The following is a 15,294-nucleotide window of genomic DNA, read 5'->3' as shown; positions in this document are numbered from 1 at the left end:
GCAGCCTCAAGCGCTACATCAGCCGGCAACTCTTCCGCACCCTGAACGGCGCCCACCCAGCCACCAGCACCACTTGACAGCTATAGAAGCATCTCACTCTCAGGCGGCACCCTTGCGGCAGGATGGCGGGAAGTATCTTGTCGCAGGTCCAGGGGTAGGTCTGGTCTCGGTCGTTGGTGCCGCAGATCGTGTTGTCGATGGCCAAATCGGCTTGGACGGTACCGGTGCGGCGCATCCGCGCGGCGGATCTCCGACTGGCGAGGAGACCCCACCACTCTGCACCAGCAGTTCCACGACTGGCCCATCACCGGGCTGAAGGAACTGGCTGCGGTGACGCGCGACGGTGCGATCATTCAGATCGTCCGGCGCGACTGACGACTCCATCCTCCCTCTCCCCCTGCTACGCGGCTTGGCCGGGCATCAGGTCCGCACCGTCCAGGCACGTCCCGGCTGTCAACGGCTCGCTCGTCCGGGAAACCCGATCTCGATGTCGAGACCGCCGGTGGACCGGGCCCGGGCGTCGAGGGTCGCCCCGTGAGCCTCGGCGATCGCGCGGACGATGGCCAGGCCGAGTCCGTGCCCGTGTCCGTCCGGGTGCCTGGTCCGGCGGTTGCCGACCTGCCGGAACGGCTGGAACAGGGTGTCGACCTCGCCGGGCGGCACCACCGGGCCGGAGTTGCTGATCCGGAGGGCGCCGCCGGTCGCGGTGGTCGTCGTGCTGATCTCGACCCACCCGCCCGGCGAGTTGTGCCGTACGGCGTTGTCGACCAGGTTGACGACCAGCCGCTCGATCAGGTCGGGGTCGCCGGTCGCCGGGGCCCGATCGAGGGCGGTCCGCATCCGGATGCCTCGCCGGCCGGCGTCCTGCTGGCGGGCGGCGACCACCTCGGCGGCGGTGCCGGCCAGGTCCAGCGGGGTGTGCAGTTGGAGGCCCTGTTCGCCGTGCGCCAGGGTGAGCAGAGCCTCGATGAGGCGTTCCTGTTGGTCGCTGAGCGCGAGGACGTCCTGGCATGCCGACCGCAGCGTCTCGGCGGTGGCGTCCGGGTCGGCGAGCGCCACCTGGAGCACCGTCCGCTCGGCGGTGAGCGGGGTACGCAGTTCGTGCGAGGCGTTGGCGACGAAGTGCCGCTGCGACTCAAAGGCGGCGTGCAGCCGCCGGAACAGGTCGTCGAGCGTCTCGGCCAGGTCGGTGAACTCGTCGTGCAGACCGGTGCGGCCGAGCCGGCGGTGCAGGTCGCTGGCGGAGATCTCCCGGGCGGTGGCGGTGATGGTGCGCAGCGGGCGCAGGAACCGGCCGGCGACGAACCAGCCGAGCAGCAGGGAGACCGTCACCATGCCGGCTACGGCCCACGCCGAGGTGGTGAACTGCCGATCCAGGTGACCGGCGTCGCCGGCGACGCCGGTGGGATCCGCGACCGGGCCCGCCGGGGTGGCGTCGTTGTTGCCCAGCAGCGGGATCGCGAGCAGCACGACACCGGAGATCAGGAAGGGCACGGCGTAGAGCAGCGTGAGCTGGACGTGCAGGCTCCGCCGGGGAATCCGGACCCGCATCACGGTTCGCCGATCCGGTAGCCGCCCTCACGGACGGTATGGATGATCGGGGGGTCGCCCAGCTTGGTCCGCAGCCGGCGGATGGTGGTCTTCACCGCCGTGGTGAACGGGTCCGCCGCCTCGTCCCAGACCCGTTCGAGCAGATCCTCCGCCGACACGAGCCGGCCAGCCGCACCGAGCAGGCACTCCAGGACGGCGAACTCCTTCGGGCTGAGGTCCAGCCGGTGTCCTTCGCGGGTCGCGACCCGGCGGCCGGGGTCGACCGTGAGCCCCCCGTACTCCATGACCGGTGGCACGGCCGTGCCCGGCCGCCGGCCGAGCGCCCGCACCCGCGCCACCAGCTCTGCGAAGTCGAAGGGCTTGGCCAGGTAGTCGTCGGCGCCCAGGCCCAGGCCCTCGACCCGCTGTCTCACCGATGAGGCCGCGGTCAGCATCAGCACCCGGGTCGCCGAGTGCCCGTCCACGATCCGCCGGCACACCTCGTCGCCCGGCACGCCCGGCAGGTCACGGTCGAGCACCACCACGTCGTACCGGGTCACGGCCAGGTGATCGAGGGCCGTGTCGCCGTCGAGGACCACGTCCACCGCCATGCCCTCACGGCGTAACCCGACACCCACCGTACGGGCCAGCACCTCGAAATCCTCGACCACGAGCACGCGCATGATCCCCACCATGCCACCGTCCGGGTGTCAGCACGGTGTCACCCGGCGGCACCGTCATGACACCGGCGTCCGCGTAGAACCGGAACCTGCACACCGCGTCAGCAGGACGGAAGGCTACGGATGGACATCGTTCTCGAAACTGACCAGCTCGGAAAGAGGTATGGCAGAGCCTGGGCGCTGCGGGACTGCTCGCTGCGCCTGCCGGCCGGGAGGGTGGCCGCGCTGGTCGGCCCCAACGGAGCGGGCAAGAGTACGCTGCTGCACCTGGCGGTCGGCCTGTTGCGGCCCGACGCCGGTGCCGTACGGGTCTTCGGCCGGACGCCGTACGACGACCTCGCCGTGCTGTCCGACGTCGGCTTCGTGGCCCAGGACACGCCGCTGTACCGGGACTTCACGGCCGACGAACTGTTCACCATGGGCACCAAACTGAACCGGCGCTTCGACACCGCGCTGGCGCACCGCCGGTTGGCGCAGGTCGGCATCCCGCGCGACAAGCCGATCGGCACGCTGTCCGGCGGTCAGCGGGCCCAGGTCGCCCTCGCCCTCGCGATGGCCAAGCGCCCACGGCTACTACTGCTCGACGAGCCGGTCGCCAGCATCGACCCGCTGGCCCGACGCGAGTTCCTCCACGCGCTGACGGGCGTCGTCGCCGAGACGGGCACCACGGTGCTGCTGTCCTCGCACATCCTGGCGGACCTCGAACGCACCTGCGACCACCTCATCGTGCTGCACGCCTCGCAGGTGAGGCTCGTCGGCGACGTCAACGCCCTGCTCGCCGAACACCGGCAGTTGGTCGGTCCCCGAGACGGCGGCCCGCTGCCCGCAGGGGTCGCGCAGGTCGTCCGGGCCGAGCACACCGAGCGGCAGTCCACGCTGCTGGTCCGCACGAACGCTCCGCTGCGCGATTCGGCATGGAAGGCGTACGACGTGAATCTGGAAGACCTCATCCTCGCCCACCTCGGCGACGGCGACTCCCGGCCGTACGCCGGGTGGGAGGTGCCGGCATGAGCTGGCTCGCCTGGCGGCAGCACCGCAAGCAGGCACTGTTCACCGCGATCGGCCTCGCGCTCCTCGCCGTGTTGATGGTCCCCACCGGTCTGGCCATGCGGCACACCTTCGCGGAACTGGGCCTGGACGACTGCGTCCGCGCGCTGGGTACCGCCTCGGTGGTCCCGGCCGACGCCGACACCTGCGGCAAGGCGTCCATCCAGTTCAACGGCCAGTACGGCGTGATGACCATGATCGGTGTGCTCTTCCTCGTCCTGCCGCTGCTGGTCGGGCTGTTCTGGGGTGCGCCGCTGGTCGCCCGCGAGATCGAGCAGGGCACCCACCGGATGGTCTGGACCCAGGGCGTCAGCCGGCGGCGCTGGGCACTGGTCAAGTTCGGGGTCGCCGGCACCGTCGCGCTCGTCGCCTCGCTGGTCTACGGACTGGGTGTCTCGTGGTGGCTGGCCCCGATGAGTCAGGCCGGGCAGCACGGCCGCTTCGCCGTCTTCTTCTTCGACATGCAGGGCACGGCCCCGATCGGCTACACGATCTTCGCGGTCGCGCTCGGTGTCTTCGCCGGCACCATCCGGCCCAGGGTGCTGCCGGCGATGTCCGCCACGCTCGCCGGGTTCCTCGGGCTGCGCATCGCCCTGACGACGCTCGCCCGGCCGCACTACCTGCCCGCCCGCGTCCTGACCTTCCCGGTCAAGGACGCCACCGAGCAGACCAACCCGGCCGCCGGCGACTGGATCCTGTCGTACGGCATCCGCGACGCCTCCGGCACAATGATCACGGCCAACGCGCAGATCGCCTGCGCGCCCGACGCCACCGGACCGGGCGCCGCGTGCGGCGCCGACCTCGGCATCACCTCGGGCGCCTACAACTGGCAGCTCTACCAGCCCGGAACCCGATTCTGGCTGTTCCAGGGCATCGAGACCGGCATCTTCGTCGCCGTCGCCGCCCTGCTGCTCTACCTCGCCGTCCACCGCATCCGCCGCGTCGCATGACCGCGAAGCCGTCCACGGGAGACCCCATGCGCACACTCACCTACCTCGCCGCCACGGCGCTGGCTGCCGGCGTGGCCCTGCTGGCCGTCATGCCGTCCGAGTCGTCACCGGCCGCCCCCGCCAGCGCTCGCCCCCAGGACGCCCAGCAGGCCATCCTCGCCGCGTTCGACCGCTACGACGTGGTGGCCGGAGCCAGTCCGAACGACATCTTTCTCGACCTCATCCGCAACCCCGCCTTCCCCGGCAGGGCCGACGTCATCGCCGTCGAGTGCGGCAACTCGCTCTACCAGCCCCTTCTCGACCGCTACATCGCGGGCCAGGACGTACCGCTGGCCGAGGTACGCCAGGTGTGGCGCAACACCACCCAGCCGAGCTGCGGGTTCTCCGTCTTCTACGAGCGGCTCTTCCCGCTCGTCCGCGAGGTCAACAAGAGCCTGCCGCCGGCAAGCTGGAGCGGCGGCTGACCGGTTGGCCGGTGCCGTCGGTCGCTCCGTTCGCCGGCACCTGGCTGGGCCAACTCGACTCGTCGTACTTCGAGTCCCGGCCCGGGCAGCCGCCCGCGACCAAGGGCTACCCCGGCGCCGACGCCTACCTCTACACCGGCCCCCGGGCCCTCGTCCTGCGGCAACAGATCGCCGCCTCCGCCGTCCTCGACACGGCGTACATCACGGAACTCCGGCGCCGGGCCGCCGCGGTGGAGGATCCCCCGGACGGGCTCATGCACCCGGAGACACACTTCCGACGCGAGTTGGAGTCGGGCGCGTTGGAGTTCGGGTCCTGACGCAGCCGGGCGCGGGCGCCGCAGGCGGCGAACCTGTCGGTGGGGTCCTCTACCGTTCCCGGACGTGAGCGCAGTTCAGACGTACCGGTATCTCGGCTCCTCCGCCCTCGGGCAGGGCGGACTCGCCCTGCAGACCAGCGGCGGGCCCACGCCGAACCCACGGTTCTTCACCGGGTTCCTCACCACCCCACCGGCGGCGGCGGTCGGCCTGCTGGCCGTCGCCGAGGTGGCCCGCACCCGTTACCACCGGCCGGTGAGCCCGGCCAGCCTCGACCCGGTGGTCACCGGCAGCCGGGACCGGCTGCGGTTCGAGTCCTTCTCCGGCTGTTGCGGGGTCTACGCCCGCCTCGACGCCCTGCCGGCCGGCCTCGACGGCGACCTGGCCGGGCACGGCACCACCAACGTCGACGTCAACAACCCGCTGCGGGAGGCGCTGGCCCGGGTCGGCGGCCTCGACCCGCTGCACCTGTCGGTCGGCCCGGACGACCTGACGGTGTCCACCATGGCCGGTGCGGTGGTGGAGAAGAAGGTCCCGCTGCCGGTGCGCTGGCTGCGCGGCTTCGCCGAGGTGCAGGTGCTGGCCGCGGCGTTCGAGCCCCGGGCGGAGGTCCCGGCCGCCGAGGCGACGGCGTTCCTGCGCCGGCTGCCGGTGACCAGCGACCGGTCGGTGCTCTGGGTGGTGCCGGCCGGGCGGTCGCTGCGGCTCACCTCCCGGCCCGTCCCCGGCGCGGTCTGTCTGGCCGGGGCGAGCCGGCTGACCGCCCTGCGCCCGATGCTGCGCTTCGCCCGGGCCCTGCGCGTGTACGGGCCGACCGTCGCGGCCGGGTCCGCGCCGGTGCCGAGCACCTGGGAGCTGGACACCGGTGCGCTGCGGCTCTCCCTGACCCTCTCCCCCGAGCCGTACCGCGGCTTCTCCGGCGAGGGCGCGGCGCTCACCGCGCTGGCCGGCGACGACGTGGTCGACGACGCCGACCTGGTCGCCGCCCTGCTCTCCTGGGACCCGACCGTCGAGGTGGACCGGCTGGCCACCGAGGCCGGCATCGACGCGGCCCGGGTCCGGGGCGCGCTGGCGCAGCTCGGCACCGCCGGCCGGGTGGGGTACGACGTCTCCGAGGCGGCGTACTTCCACCGGGTGATGCCGTACGACGCGGGCCGGGCCGAGCGGGACAACCCGCGCCTGGTGGGTGCGCGGGCGCTGCTCGACGCCGGGGCGGTCGAGCGGGACGGGACGTCCGCCACGGTCCGCAGCGGCGACCAGGTGTACCGGGTCCGCCGGTTGCCCGACGGCGACTTCACCTGCACCTGCCCCTGGTGGGCCAAGCACCGGGGGCAGCGGGGGCCGTGCCGGCACGCCCTGGCCACCCGGATGCTGTTGACCGGCCAGGTCGAGGAGCGGGTGTGAAGCGCGCGGAGCGGTTCGAGTTGATGAAGAGCACCGTGCGGCGGCAGCGGGAGCTGGCGGCCGGCGGCACCAGCGACCTGTTCGACGTGATCCGGACCGGCTCCGCCGAGCTGGTCACGGCAGCCCTGGCCGGGCTGTCCGAGCAGCGCCGCCGGGAGATCGGCGTCGAGCTGACCGCCTGGTTCAGGGAACGGGACCGCAGCACCTGGTGGGGGGCCGGCTCGGGTACCGCCCTGGCGGTCGCCGTGGTCGGCTGCCTGCCCACCGCGGCGAAGGCGGCAGCGGTCCTCGGCCGTACCTCGGTCACCCTCGACGGCGACCGGGCGGCGACGCTGGTGAGCGCGGTCGCCCGGGAGCGCGGGGTCACCTGGCTCGGCGACCTGGCCCGCCGGCTGGCCGGAAAACTCAACCAGCAGGCCGGGACCGAACGGTGGCGGTTCATCGCCGCGCTGCTGCGTGCCGAGGGCGCCGCGCCACCGACCGACGACCGGTCCGTGCAGCTCTGGCTGAGCGCGGTGGAGTTCCCGGACCGGCACCGCCGGGACCGGCCGGTGCCGCTGGTGGACCGGCTGCGCGCCGACCCGTTCCTGGCCGTCATGCTGCCCCGGCTGTTCGAGGTGGACGGCCTCGGCGCGCAGATGATGTTCGACGAGGTCGGCCCGGGCGGGCAGGGGTGGGAGCAGCATGCCCTGCCGACCGCGCTGGCGCAGCTCGCCACCGAGGGCGTGGTCGACCGGGCGGTCCTCATCGACGGCTCGGTCGGCCGGCTGCTGCGCGGCGACCGGACGGCCGCGCTGCGCGCCTTCACCACCCTGCTCACCGCGCTGGCACCGACCGACGCCGAGATCACCGCGCGCGCCACCGACTACCTCCGGCTGCTCTCCGACGCGCCGGCCCCGGTCGCCACGATGGCGCAGAAGGCCCTGCGGGAGTTGCCCGACCTGGAGGTGGAGGCGATCCTCGACACCTCCCGGGAGGTGCTGCCGCGCCCCGACAAGACGCTGGTGCGGGCACAGCTCACCTGGCTCGACCGGCTGGCCCGGCGGCACCGGGACCGGGCCGTCCAGATCGCCGAGGTGATCGCCGTCGCGGCCGACCATCCCGCCGTCGACCTGCGGGACCGGGCCACCGCACTGGCCGCCCGGCACGGCTTCACCCCGGCGGCGGCCGGGATCGGCCCGGCGCTCGTCCGACCGCGTGGCGACGACCTGCCCACGCCGCTGCCCGCCGGGCCCGCGCCCGCCCCGATCACCGAGCTGGACGAGCTGGCCGAGGAGGTCGCCGCCCTGCTCGGCACGCAGTCGCAGGGCGTCCCGCCGGACCGCGTCCTCGACGGACTGGTCCGGCTCAGCGCGGCCGACGGCGGTCGGGTCCGGACGGCGCTCGGCCCGATCATCGAGCGCCGGCACTGGTCGTGGGGCAACGAGCACCGTTACGACCCGCTCTGCCTGTGCGAGGTGGTGGTGGACGTGCTGAACACCGCCGGGGCCACCAACTCGCAGCCCCGGCGGCGGAGCCGGTGGGAGGCGCTGCTCGCCGCCGTACGGCGCACCGATCGGGCGACGTCGACACCGGAGCTGACCGTCACCGACCCCCGGGTGCCCGCCGCACACCGGCTGCTGCGGGCCCGCCTCGCCGAGATCGGCGCGCACGTCAACGAGCCGGGGCACGCCGGTCTGCTCGCCGCCCCCACCTCGGCCAACGGCGCGCTCGACCCGCTCGCCCTGGTGGAACGGCTGGCGGCCCTGGGCGACCGCCCGCCCTGGTACTGGGACCTCACCCAGGCGTTGCTGCGCCTGCCCGCCGACGCCGACGAGGCGGTGGCCGGCAAGGCGGCGGCGCTCGGCACGCCCGCCGGGGAGCGGCTCGCGGCCTGGCTGCGCGACGGCGGGCTGCCGCAGCCGGTCATGCGGCCCGCCACGGCTGTCCGTCGGGCCCGCAAGGGCAGCTACGACTGGGAGTTCGAGCGGCTGACGGCGAAGCGGATCCTGGTCGAGTTGCGCCCACCCGACGGCTACGACGACCGGTACGGCCTGCTGACCGCCGATCCCGCGCCGATCGGGGTCGAGTACGGCGGCTGGGTGAACCTGTGGCCGTCGGTCCTGCCCGGGCACCGGGGGATCGTGGCCGCGTACGTCCTGCCGGCGGTGGCCGGCACCGCCGACATGGACCAGCGCGACGGCGCCGCCGTGCTGCCGCTGCTCGCCGAGAGCACCGGTGCCGGCGGGGTGGCCCTGAACCTCGCCCTCGCCTACGGCCTCGGGGCCCGGCACGGCGCGGACCGGGTCGCCGCCCTGGACGCCCTGCTCGGGCTCGCCGGAGCCGGTCAGCTCGACGCCGTCGGGACGGGTGAGCAGTTGGGCCGGTTGGTGGCCGGGCAGTCGGTGAAGCTGTCCCGGGCGGTCGAGCCGCTGCGGGACGCCGCCCTGGCCGGGGCGCCGCTGACCGTGTGGCGGCTGCTCGCCGCCGCGCTGCCGGCGCTGCTCGCCGCGCCCACGCCCCCGCGCGGGCTGCCCGACCTGTTGACCCTGGCCACCGAGACGGCCAGCACCACCGGTGTCCGGATCGAGGTGCCCGGCCTGGATGTGGTGGCCGGTCGGGGCGGGTCGGGCCGGCTGGTCACCGAGGCCGGCCGCCTGCACCGCGTGCTCGGCACGGCCTGACACCGGCCGGTGGGGAGCATCTCGGGCAGCAGCGGAGCCCTAGTCCGGTGGTGGTGACTGCGCCATCGCCGCTCCGAGTTCGGCGCGGCTGGAGATGCCCAACTTCCGGTAGACCCGGGCGAGGTTGGCCTCCACCGTCTTCGGGCTGATGAACAGGGCGTCGGCGATGGCCCGGTTGGTACGGCCCTGGGCGGCCAGCCGGGCCACCCGACGCTCGGTCGCGGTGAGCGTGGTCGGCGTCGACGCCCGTACGCCGATGCGGAGCAGCTCGGTGCGGGCCCGGTCGGCGAAGGCGGCGGCGCCGAGCGCGGCGAACTCGTCGACCGCCGCGTCGAGCGCCGCACGAGCCTCCCTCCTGCGCCGGGCGCGGCGGTGGGCCAGCCCGGCCACCAGCAGGCAGCGGGCGCGGTCCAGCGGCAGCACGTCCACCGGTACGGAAGCCCGCGCGGCGGCCAGCTCGGCGAGCTCCGCCGACGCGTCGGCTCCGGCGGCGCTGCGCAGCAGCACCCGGCTGCGGGCCAGCCCCAGCGTGGTCCACGGCCGGGGCAGCCGGGAGTGCCGCTCGGCGAGCCGGGCCAGCACCGCACCGGCCGTGTCGAGGTCGCCGGCACCGATGCACGCCTCGATCCAGTCCGGCTCGAAGCGCAGCGCGATCGGCTCGACCACCCCCGAACCGCCCAGCGCGGCGGCGAGGTCACCGTACGCGGACGCCGCCTCGGCCATCCGGCCGGAGGACAGCGCGACGAACCCGGCGAGCTGCAGGTGGATCCGTCGGCACCAGGCGTCGTCGTGGGCGTCGGCGCGGCGTAGACCGGCCTCGGCGATCTCCCCGGCGGCGGCGAGCCTGCCCTGGTAGGCGTCGAGCGTCCCGGCCAGCCAGGTCTCACCGACCAGGCCGGTGCCGAGTTGCTCGCCGAGTTCGCGGGCCGCCGCGATGTGCTCGCCGGCGGCGGTGAACCGGCCCGCCAACAGCTCGGTCTCGCCGAGGTGGGTCAGCAGTTCGTGCTGCGACGGCTCGTCGCCGCGCGCCGCCGCCCGGCCCAGCATGTCGCACAGCCTGGTCCGCGCCCGCGCGTGGTCGTCGATCGCCTTCCACCAGATCGCCGGCACCGTGCCGGACAGCCACGACGGCTCACCGTCCTCCAGCTTCCGCGCCCGGTCCAGCAGCTCGGTCCGGGCGGACCCACCGGCCCGCACCTCGTGGAAGAACAGTTGCAGCAGTGAACTGGCCAGCAGCGCCCGGTCACCGGCGGTGCCGGACAGCAGCGAGATCGCCGCCTCGGCGTGTCGCCGGCCCTGCTCCGGACCGTCCTGAAACAGGGCCAGGTGGGCGTGGATGCGTCCGGCGAGGGAGGTGCCGCCACGGGCCGCGGCCAACGCGCGTTCCGCCGCCGACACCGCGACCCCGAGGTCGTCGGCGGCCCAGCCCACCATCGCCCGCAGCAGCAGCGCCTCCGCGCGTTGGTCGCCGGAGAGCTGGTCGATCGCCGCGTCGGCGGCCGCACCCGCCGCCGCGTAGTCGCCGCTGTCGAAGCGGCAGCGGACCGCGGCCAGCCGCCACCGGCCCCGGTCACCGGCCGCCTCCGGCGGGGTGATCGCCGCAGCCCGTTCGTACAGTTCGGTGGCGACCTCGCAGGCACCCCGGGCACGTTGCCGCTCGGCCGCGCCGGCGAGTTCGCCGGCGACGGCGGCGTCCGGTTCCACCGTGCACCGGGCCAGTTGCCGCGCCCGCTCGTCCGGGTCGGCCACCGCATCGGCCAACCGGCGGCGCAGCCGGCGACGGATCCCGGAGGGGATGCCCGCGCGGACCGCCGTGGCGTAGGCCGGATGGGCGAAGTCGATCCCGTCCGGCGTGACGACCAGCAGGCCGGTCTCCTCGGCGGGATCGAGCGCGGTGGCCGGCACGCCGGCGGCCCGCAGGTCGCCGAGCGTGGGTGCGGTCAGCAGCGCGGCCAGTCGTACCCCGTCCCGGCTCTGCGCGGGCAGCGCCCGCAACGCGTCGGCGAGCAGTTGCTGGATCGACGAGGCGACCGGCAGGTCCTCGCCCGGCTGCGGTGGCCGGGGTAGCCGCAGCACGGCCCGCGCCATCTCGATGGCCATCAACGGGTTGCCGCCCGCGTCCCGGGCGATCTGGGCGAGCAGTGGCCGGCTGAGCGTCCGACCCAGCCGCGCCCGCACGACATGGTGCAGGGCGCCGACCCCCAGCGGCGTCAGGCCGATGCGGGTGACCGGGCTCCCGGCCGGGCCCTGGTCGAGCCCGAGCGGCGCCCCGGTCCCGGCCGCGTCGTCGTGGCGGCAGGTGACGAGGGTGGCGGGCCGAACGGCCATCCTGCGCAGGGCGAAACGCATCGCCCGTTCACTCGGCGGGTCCAGCCACGGCGCGTCGTCCACCGCGAACAGCACCGGGCCGGTGGTGGCCGTGAGCGCCGCCTCCAGCAGCGAGCGGACGGCGGCCCCGACCGCGCGTTCGTCGATAACCTCGGTGGAGTGCGACGCCAGCAGCACCACCTCGGCCGCGGCCCGCTGCGGCGGCGGCAGGGCCGGCACCCCGGCGGCCAGTGGCCGCAGCAGGTCCGCGAGCGCCGCGAACGGCAACACGGCCTCGGCCTCGGTCGGGGCACAGGCCAGCACCAGCCAGCCCGCCCGCTCCGCCTCGGCGACCAGCGCCCGCCAGATCGCCGTCTTGCCGATCCCGGCTGGTCCGTCCACGAGCACGGACGCCCCGGCGCTCAACGATCGCCAGGCCTGGTCGAGGACGGCGTCCCGGCCGGGGAGCGAGGCATCCACGGCCGGAGCATGACACGGTCGCGCAAGCTGCGTCAGAGGCGACACACCCGGTCAACGAGCGGCAGCCCGCGCGGGTACCTGTTCCGGGCGCGCGGCGAGAGGATCCTGCCCGGACGGGCGGGACGCGTCGACCGTCAGCCCGGTGCGCGCCCGCAGACCTGGACGTTCGGAATGACCTCCTCGTTGCGGTAGACGGCGGCGCGCGAGCTGATGCCGTGCTCCGGTGTGATGGGTTTGATGTTCAACACCTTGATGGGTTTCAGCAGGCTCAGGAACTTGTTGATCACCTCGACGACCGGTTCCAGGATCGTGTAGCCGATCCCGAAGACGGCCTTCACGCCGATCCCCACCCCTCGACACTGCGCGTAGGGCGCGCCCAGGGCCGACCCCAGCGTCGTCCCGTACGAGGTGACCAGCTCGAAGTAGACGCCGGCCTTGAACAGGAAGGCGTTGATCCCGACGCCGAACCGCACCCCGTGCTCGATGAGCAGACCCATCACGCCGACCGGTACGCCGGTGAGGGAGTTGAGCAGGCTCGTCTTGCGCTGGAAGTTCTTCGCCACCCGGGGCCCGAAGGTGCCGTTGGCGTACCCGAAGCCGAGCGACCCGGCCAGCGCGAACTCGCCGGCCCCCTTGATGGTGCCCAGCTTCGCGCCGAACGCGGTGGTGACGGCCAGCGTCTGGCTGATCGTGAAGGAGAGCGGGATCCCCGCCAGCAGGCCGATCGGGAAGGAGATGTCGACCGCGATGGGGAACGCCTTGCGGTGGTTGCGGCCGTCCTGGATACCGGCCTCGAAGTCGACCTTGATCCCGAATCCGCCGCTGATCTCCAACTCGGCCCGGGTCACCTTGCCCGCGCCGATGGCGAGGCGGAAGTTCGCGTCCGGCCGCTGGAAGGTCAGCGTCACGGTCCCCCGGAGCCGGACGCCGCCGTCGTCGTACCCGAAGTGCGCGCCGACCCCGTCGGTGCAGCACGTCGAGTAGACCGAGTACCCGTGGGCCTTCGTGTCGACCCCGCCGCCGCGCTGCGGGGCGGGCGGATCGGCCGGCGCGCGTCCGGGTGGCCGGCGGACCGGTCCGCTGCGGCCCAACCTGCTCGGCGGCGCGGGTTCGTCGTCGGCCCAGAACGGCTCCCCGGCCGAGTAGATGACCGGTTCGGCGAGGGTGATGCCCTTCTTGTCGAAGGTGCCGTCGCGGATCACCTCGGTGAGGTCCACCGGGCCGATCGTCACCAGCACGTCGTCGCCGTCCTCGGCGAGGTCGAGGACCCGGCCGACGGCCCGCCCGGTGACGAACATGACCTTGCCGGGTGCGAGGTCACCGACGTTCCTCGCGTCCCCGTCGATGCGCCAGGTCAGCCCGTCGGGCGTCACCGACCGGATCGAGCGGCCACCCCCGCCGACGACGACCACGTCGGGTTGGAGGGTGACGTCGGGGCCCGGCGCCGGGGCCGCCCCGTACCGCAGCTCCTGCTCGCTCGCCGGCCCGGTCCCGCCGGATCCGGTACCGGGCTGGCCGCCGTCGCAGCCGGTCAGCACGAGCAGCACGGCGACGGTGGCCGCGACCACGGCCCGGACGCGGCGGGTGGGTGGCGTCCGGCCGGGGCGCGCGGGTCGGGACACCGTACTCACATCCGACCGGCGGCCGCGCGGGCGAGCGCCTCCATCGGCGTACGGTTCTCCGCCGGGTCGTTGAGCCGCACGAGCCGGATCGCCACCCAGACGCCCGACTTGGCGAAGAAGGCGGCGCCGTCCTCAAGGTATGCCTCGTCGCCGATGCCGGTCAGCGTCGTGAAGTCGTGGCCGAGTTCGCGGTCGATGTCGAGCATCTTCTTCGCGCCGTCGCCGACGTAGACCTCCACCTGCGCGGTCGGCCCGCTGACCGGCGCGGTGTAACTACAGGTGTCCCGGACCGGCACCGCGTCCTCCAACGGCGTGCCGGCCACCTGCTCCGCGTCCGCCTTGGGGACCAGGGCACAGGCGTCCGGCAGGGCGGCCGTCGTCGGCGCCGCGGTGGGTTCGTCGGCGACCGGCAGCTCGGTGCTGGTCGCCCCGGGCCGGTCGGTGGCGGCGGGCTCGCCGCCGAGCCGACCGCAGCCAGCCGGTACCGCGAGGGCGAGCACCGCGGCGCCGAGCAGGGCAAGGTGGTTCCGTCGCATCGTAGGCTCCCGTCAGGCCAGGATCTCGTCGAGTGGCTTGCGCAGCGGTTGTCGGTCGGCGTCGAGGCCGCAGCTACCCATGATCAGACCGCCGCATGATCACGTCTCCTGGGCCGCGTCCGGTGCGTCCGGCTGCTCCGGGGAGAGCCAGGCCGCCGGGCAGAGCCGGTCGACCTGCCAGCCCACCGTGGCGGCCGCGGCGGCCACCGTTGCCGCGTCGGGGCCCTCGACGATCGCGAGCACCACGTCATCAGCCGGCAGGTGCACCGCCGCCACCAGCCGGACGCCCGGCCACGGCGGCAGCGACGCCAGCGCGGGCACGCTCTCGCCGCCCGAGGAGTCGTAGCGCTCCAGCGCGAACAGTTGACCGGTCACCTCTCGGACGGTACGGCCGCGCCAGCGCCGGGGAATCGGGTGTTTCCCTACGCACCCAGCGGTGCGCCCGACCGTGGCCGGCACCACGGCAACCCGACGGTCACTCCGTGGCCCGGGACAGCCGGCCACGGGCCACCAGTTCGACGGTGAGCACGACCGCGACGGCCTCCACCGCCAGCAGTCCGACCAGGACGAACAGTTGGGTGATCCCGGCCGTGAGCGGACCGGCCCCGCCGAGCAGCACGCCGACGAACGCGCCGGGCAGGGTCACCAGGCCCACCGTGCGGGTCTGGTCCAGCGCGGGGATCAGCGCCTGGCCGGCGGCGGGGCGGCAGACCAGCAGCACCGCGTCGCGGGGCGGCAGCCCCAGGGCCAGTGCCGCCTCGACCTCGCCCCGCCGGCCGGTCAGCTCGTCGAGGGCGCGCCGGCCGGCCAGGGAGGTGGCGGTCATCGCCCCGCCGATCAGGATCCCGGCGACCGGGATGATCGCGATCCCGCGCATCGGCACCAGGCCGGCCAGCAGGAGCCCCGCCACGACGGAGAGGCTGCCCGCCACGACGGGGAGCCCGGCCCACCAGCCGCGCCGGCCGCCGGTGATCCGCCGGCCGGAGGTACCCGTCGCGACCGCGCACATCAGCGCCACGAAGCCGGCGGTGGCCCACAGCGAGGCGACGATGGCGGCGATCAGCATCGACACCGCCGCCAACTGGATCGCGGCGCGGACGGCGGCGACGGCGATCTGCCGCCCGTGCCCGAGACGTCCGAGGGTGGCCACGGCCGCCGCCACGGCGGTCAGCAGGACCAGGGCCACGGCCAGTCTGGGGCCGACCACCAGCATCGTCGAGGACATCGGTGCAGTCTCGCCCAGCGGGGACGAGCCGGCGGTCGCGGGTTCCCCGTCCGCCCGATGGTGTCGCGGGT

14 protein-coding genes are annotated in these 15,294 nt (G+C 74.3%); 6 read left to right on the top strand and 8 right to left on the bottom strand.

The window, feature by feature from the left end; translation table 11 throughout:
• Positions 1-13: 13 nt before the first annotated feature.
• From ACIQG9_RS15830 to ACIQG9_RS15820, 3 genes are all read right to left on the bottom strand, one after another.
• The gene (locus ACIQG9_RS15830; protein WP_400402438.1) at positions 14-235 is read right to left on the bottom strand and encodes a DddA-like double-stranded DNA deaminase toxin; all 222 of its coding nucleotides are present in this window, start codon (positions 233-235) and stop codon (positions 14-16) included.
• 218 nt (positions 236-453) lie between these two features.
• On the bottom strand, positions 454-1,551 hold the full coding sequence (locus ACIQG9_RS15825) for a sensor histidine kinase (protein ID WP_400402435.1): 1,098 nt from the start codon (positions 1,549-1,551) through the stop codon (positions 454-456).
• Positions 1,551-2,213 (bottom strand): response regulator transcription factor, encoded by a 663-nt coding sequence (locus ACIQG9_RS15820; RefSeq protein ID WP_400402433.1) that lies wholly within the window; start codon positions 2,211-2,213, stop codon positions 1,551-1,553. The genes ACIQG9_RS15825 and ACIQG9_RS15820 overlap by 1 nt, the downstream gene beginning before the upstream one ends.
• A 120-nt stretch (positions 2,214-2,333) precedes the next feature.
• Here ACIQG9_RS15820 and ACIQG9_RS15815 point away from each other — a divergent pair, with 120 nt between their 5' ends.
• From ACIQG9_RS15815 to ACIQG9_RS15790, 6 genes are all read left to right on the top strand, one after another.
• Positions 2,334-3,221, top strand: coding sequence for an ABC transporter ATP-binding protein (locus ACIQG9_RS15815; RefSeq protein ID WP_400402431.1), 888 nt, complete (start codon positions 2,334-2,336; stop codon positions 3,219-3,221).
• Positions 3,218-4,207, top strand: a complete 990-nt coding sequence (locus ACIQG9_RS15810; protein WP_400402429.1) for a transporter — start codon at positions 3,218-3,220, stop codon at positions 4,205-4,207. The genes ACIQG9_RS15815 and ACIQG9_RS15810 overlap by 4 nt, the downstream gene beginning before the upstream one ends.
• A gap of 26 nt (positions 4,208-4,233) precedes the next feature.
• Positions 4,234-4,671 carry a hypothetical protein gene (locus ACIQG9_RS15805; protein ID WP_400402427.1) on the top strand — a complete coding sequence of 146 codons (438 nt, stop codon included), beginning with the start codon at positions 4,234-4,236 and terminating at the stop codon, positions 4,669-4,671.
• Positions 4,672-4,682: 11 nt separating this feature from the next.
• The gene (locus ACIQG9_RS15800; protein ID WP_400402425.1) at positions 4,683-4,988 is read left to right on the top strand and encodes a hypothetical protein; all 306 of its coding nucleotides are present in this window, start codon (positions 4,683-4,685) and stop codon (positions 4,986-4,988) included.
• Positions 4,989-5,052: 64 nt separating this feature from the next.
• A complete protein-coding gene (locus ACIQG9_RS15795; protein WP_400402423.1) occupies positions 5,053-6,390 on the top strand; it encodes an SWIM zinc finger family protein in 1,338 nt (445 codons plus the stop codon).
• Entirely contained in the window at positions 6,387-9,053 is a 2,667-nt protein-coding gene (locus ACIQG9_RS15790) for a DUF6493 family protein (RefSeq protein WP_400402421.1), read from the top strand. The genes ACIQG9_RS15795 and ACIQG9_RS15790 overlap by 4 nt, the downstream gene beginning before the upstream one ends.
• 39 nt (positions 9,054-9,092) lie before the next feature.
• Here ACIQG9_RS15790 and ACIQG9_RS15785 read toward each other — a convergent pair whose 3' ends face one another.
• The 5 genes from ACIQG9_RS15785 to ACIQG9_RS15765 all read right to left on the bottom strand — a co-directional run bounded on the left by ACIQG9_RS15785 (position 9,093) and on the right by ACIQG9_RS15765 (position 15,223).
• On the bottom strand, positions 9,093-11,840 hold the full coding sequence (locus ACIQG9_RS15785; RefSeq protein WP_400402420.1) for an AAA family ATPase: 2,748 nt from the start codon (positions 11,838-11,840) through the stop codon (positions 9,093-9,095).
• A gap of 134 nt (positions 11,841-11,974) precedes the next feature.
• Positions 11,975-13,462, bottom strand: coding sequence for a hypothetical protein (locus ACIQG9_RS15780; protein ID WP_400402417.1), 1,488 nt, complete (start codon positions 13,460-13,462; stop codon positions 11,975-11,977).
• Positions 13,463-13,467: 5 nt separating this feature from the next.
• Positions 13,468-13,998 carry a hypothetical protein gene (locus ACIQG9_RS15775; RefSeq protein WP_400402415.1) on the bottom strand — a complete coding sequence of 177 codons (531 nt, stop codon included), beginning with the start codon at positions 13,996-13,998 and terminating at the stop codon, positions 13,468-13,470.
• Between the two features lie 99 nt (positions 13,999-14,097).
• Positions 14,098-14,373, bottom strand: coding sequence for a hypothetical protein (locus tag ACIQG9_RS15770; RefSeq protein ID WP_400402413.1), 276 nt, complete (start codon positions 14,371-14,373; stop codon positions 14,098-14,100).
• A 100-nt stretch (positions 14,374-14,473) separates the two neighbouring features.
• Positions 14,474-15,223 carry an ABC transporter permease gene (locus tag ACIQG9_RS15765; protein WP_400402410.1) on the bottom strand — a complete coding sequence of 250 codons (750 nt, stop codon included), beginning with the start codon at positions 15,221-15,223 and terminating at the stop codon, positions 14,474-14,476.
• Between the last annotated feature and the right edge of the window lie 71 nt (positions 15,224-15,294).

It is taken from the genome of Micromonospora sp. NPDC092111 (assembly GCF_044755745.1).
In the GTDB taxonomy this organism is placed as follows: domain Bacteria; phylum Actinomycetota; class Actinomycetes; order Mycobacteriales; family Micromonosporaceae; genus Micromonospora.
Note: the sequence above shows the minus strand (reverse complement) of the source record. Positions and strands in the feature narration are given on the sequence as shown.

What these genes read in the sequence shown, in the direction of transcription:
- ACIQG9_RS15815 (WP_400402431.1), top strand. Translation starts at nt 2,334, where the DNA reads ATGGACATCGTTCTCGAAACTGACCAGCTCGGAAAGAGGTATGGCAGA.
- ACIQG9_RS15830 (WP_400402438.1), bottom strand. Translation starts at nt 235, where the DNA reads ATGCGCCGCACCGGTACCGTCCAAGCCGATTTGGCCATCGACAACACG.
- ACIQG9_RS15765 (WP_400402410.1), bottom strand. Translation starts at nt 15,223, where the DNA reads ATGTCCTCGACGATGCTGGTGGTCGGCCCCAGACTGGCCGTGGCCCTG.
- ACIQG9_RS15825 (WP_400402435.1), bottom strand. Translation starts at nt 1,551, where the DNA reads ATGCGGGTCCGGATTCCCCGGCGGAGCCTGCACGTCCAGCTCACGCTG.
- ACIQG9_RS15805 (WP_400402427.1), top strand. Translation starts at nt 4,234, where the DNA reads ATGCGCACACTCACCTACCTCGCCGCCACGGCGCTGGCTGCCGGCGTG.
- ACIQG9_RS15775 (WP_400402415.1), bottom strand. Translation starts at nt 13,998, where the DNA reads ATGCGACGGAACCACCTTGCCCTGCTCGGCGCCGCGGTGCTCGCCCTC.
- ACIQG9_RS15820 (WP_400402433.1), bottom strand. Translation starts at nt 2,213, where the DNA reads ATGCGCGTGCTCGTGGTCGAGGATTTCGAGGTGCTGGCCCGTACGGTG.
- ACIQG9_RS15810 (WP_400402429.1), top strand. Translation starts at nt 3,218, where the DNA reads ATGAGCTGGCTCGCCTGGCGGCAGCACCGCAAGCAGGCACTGTTCACC.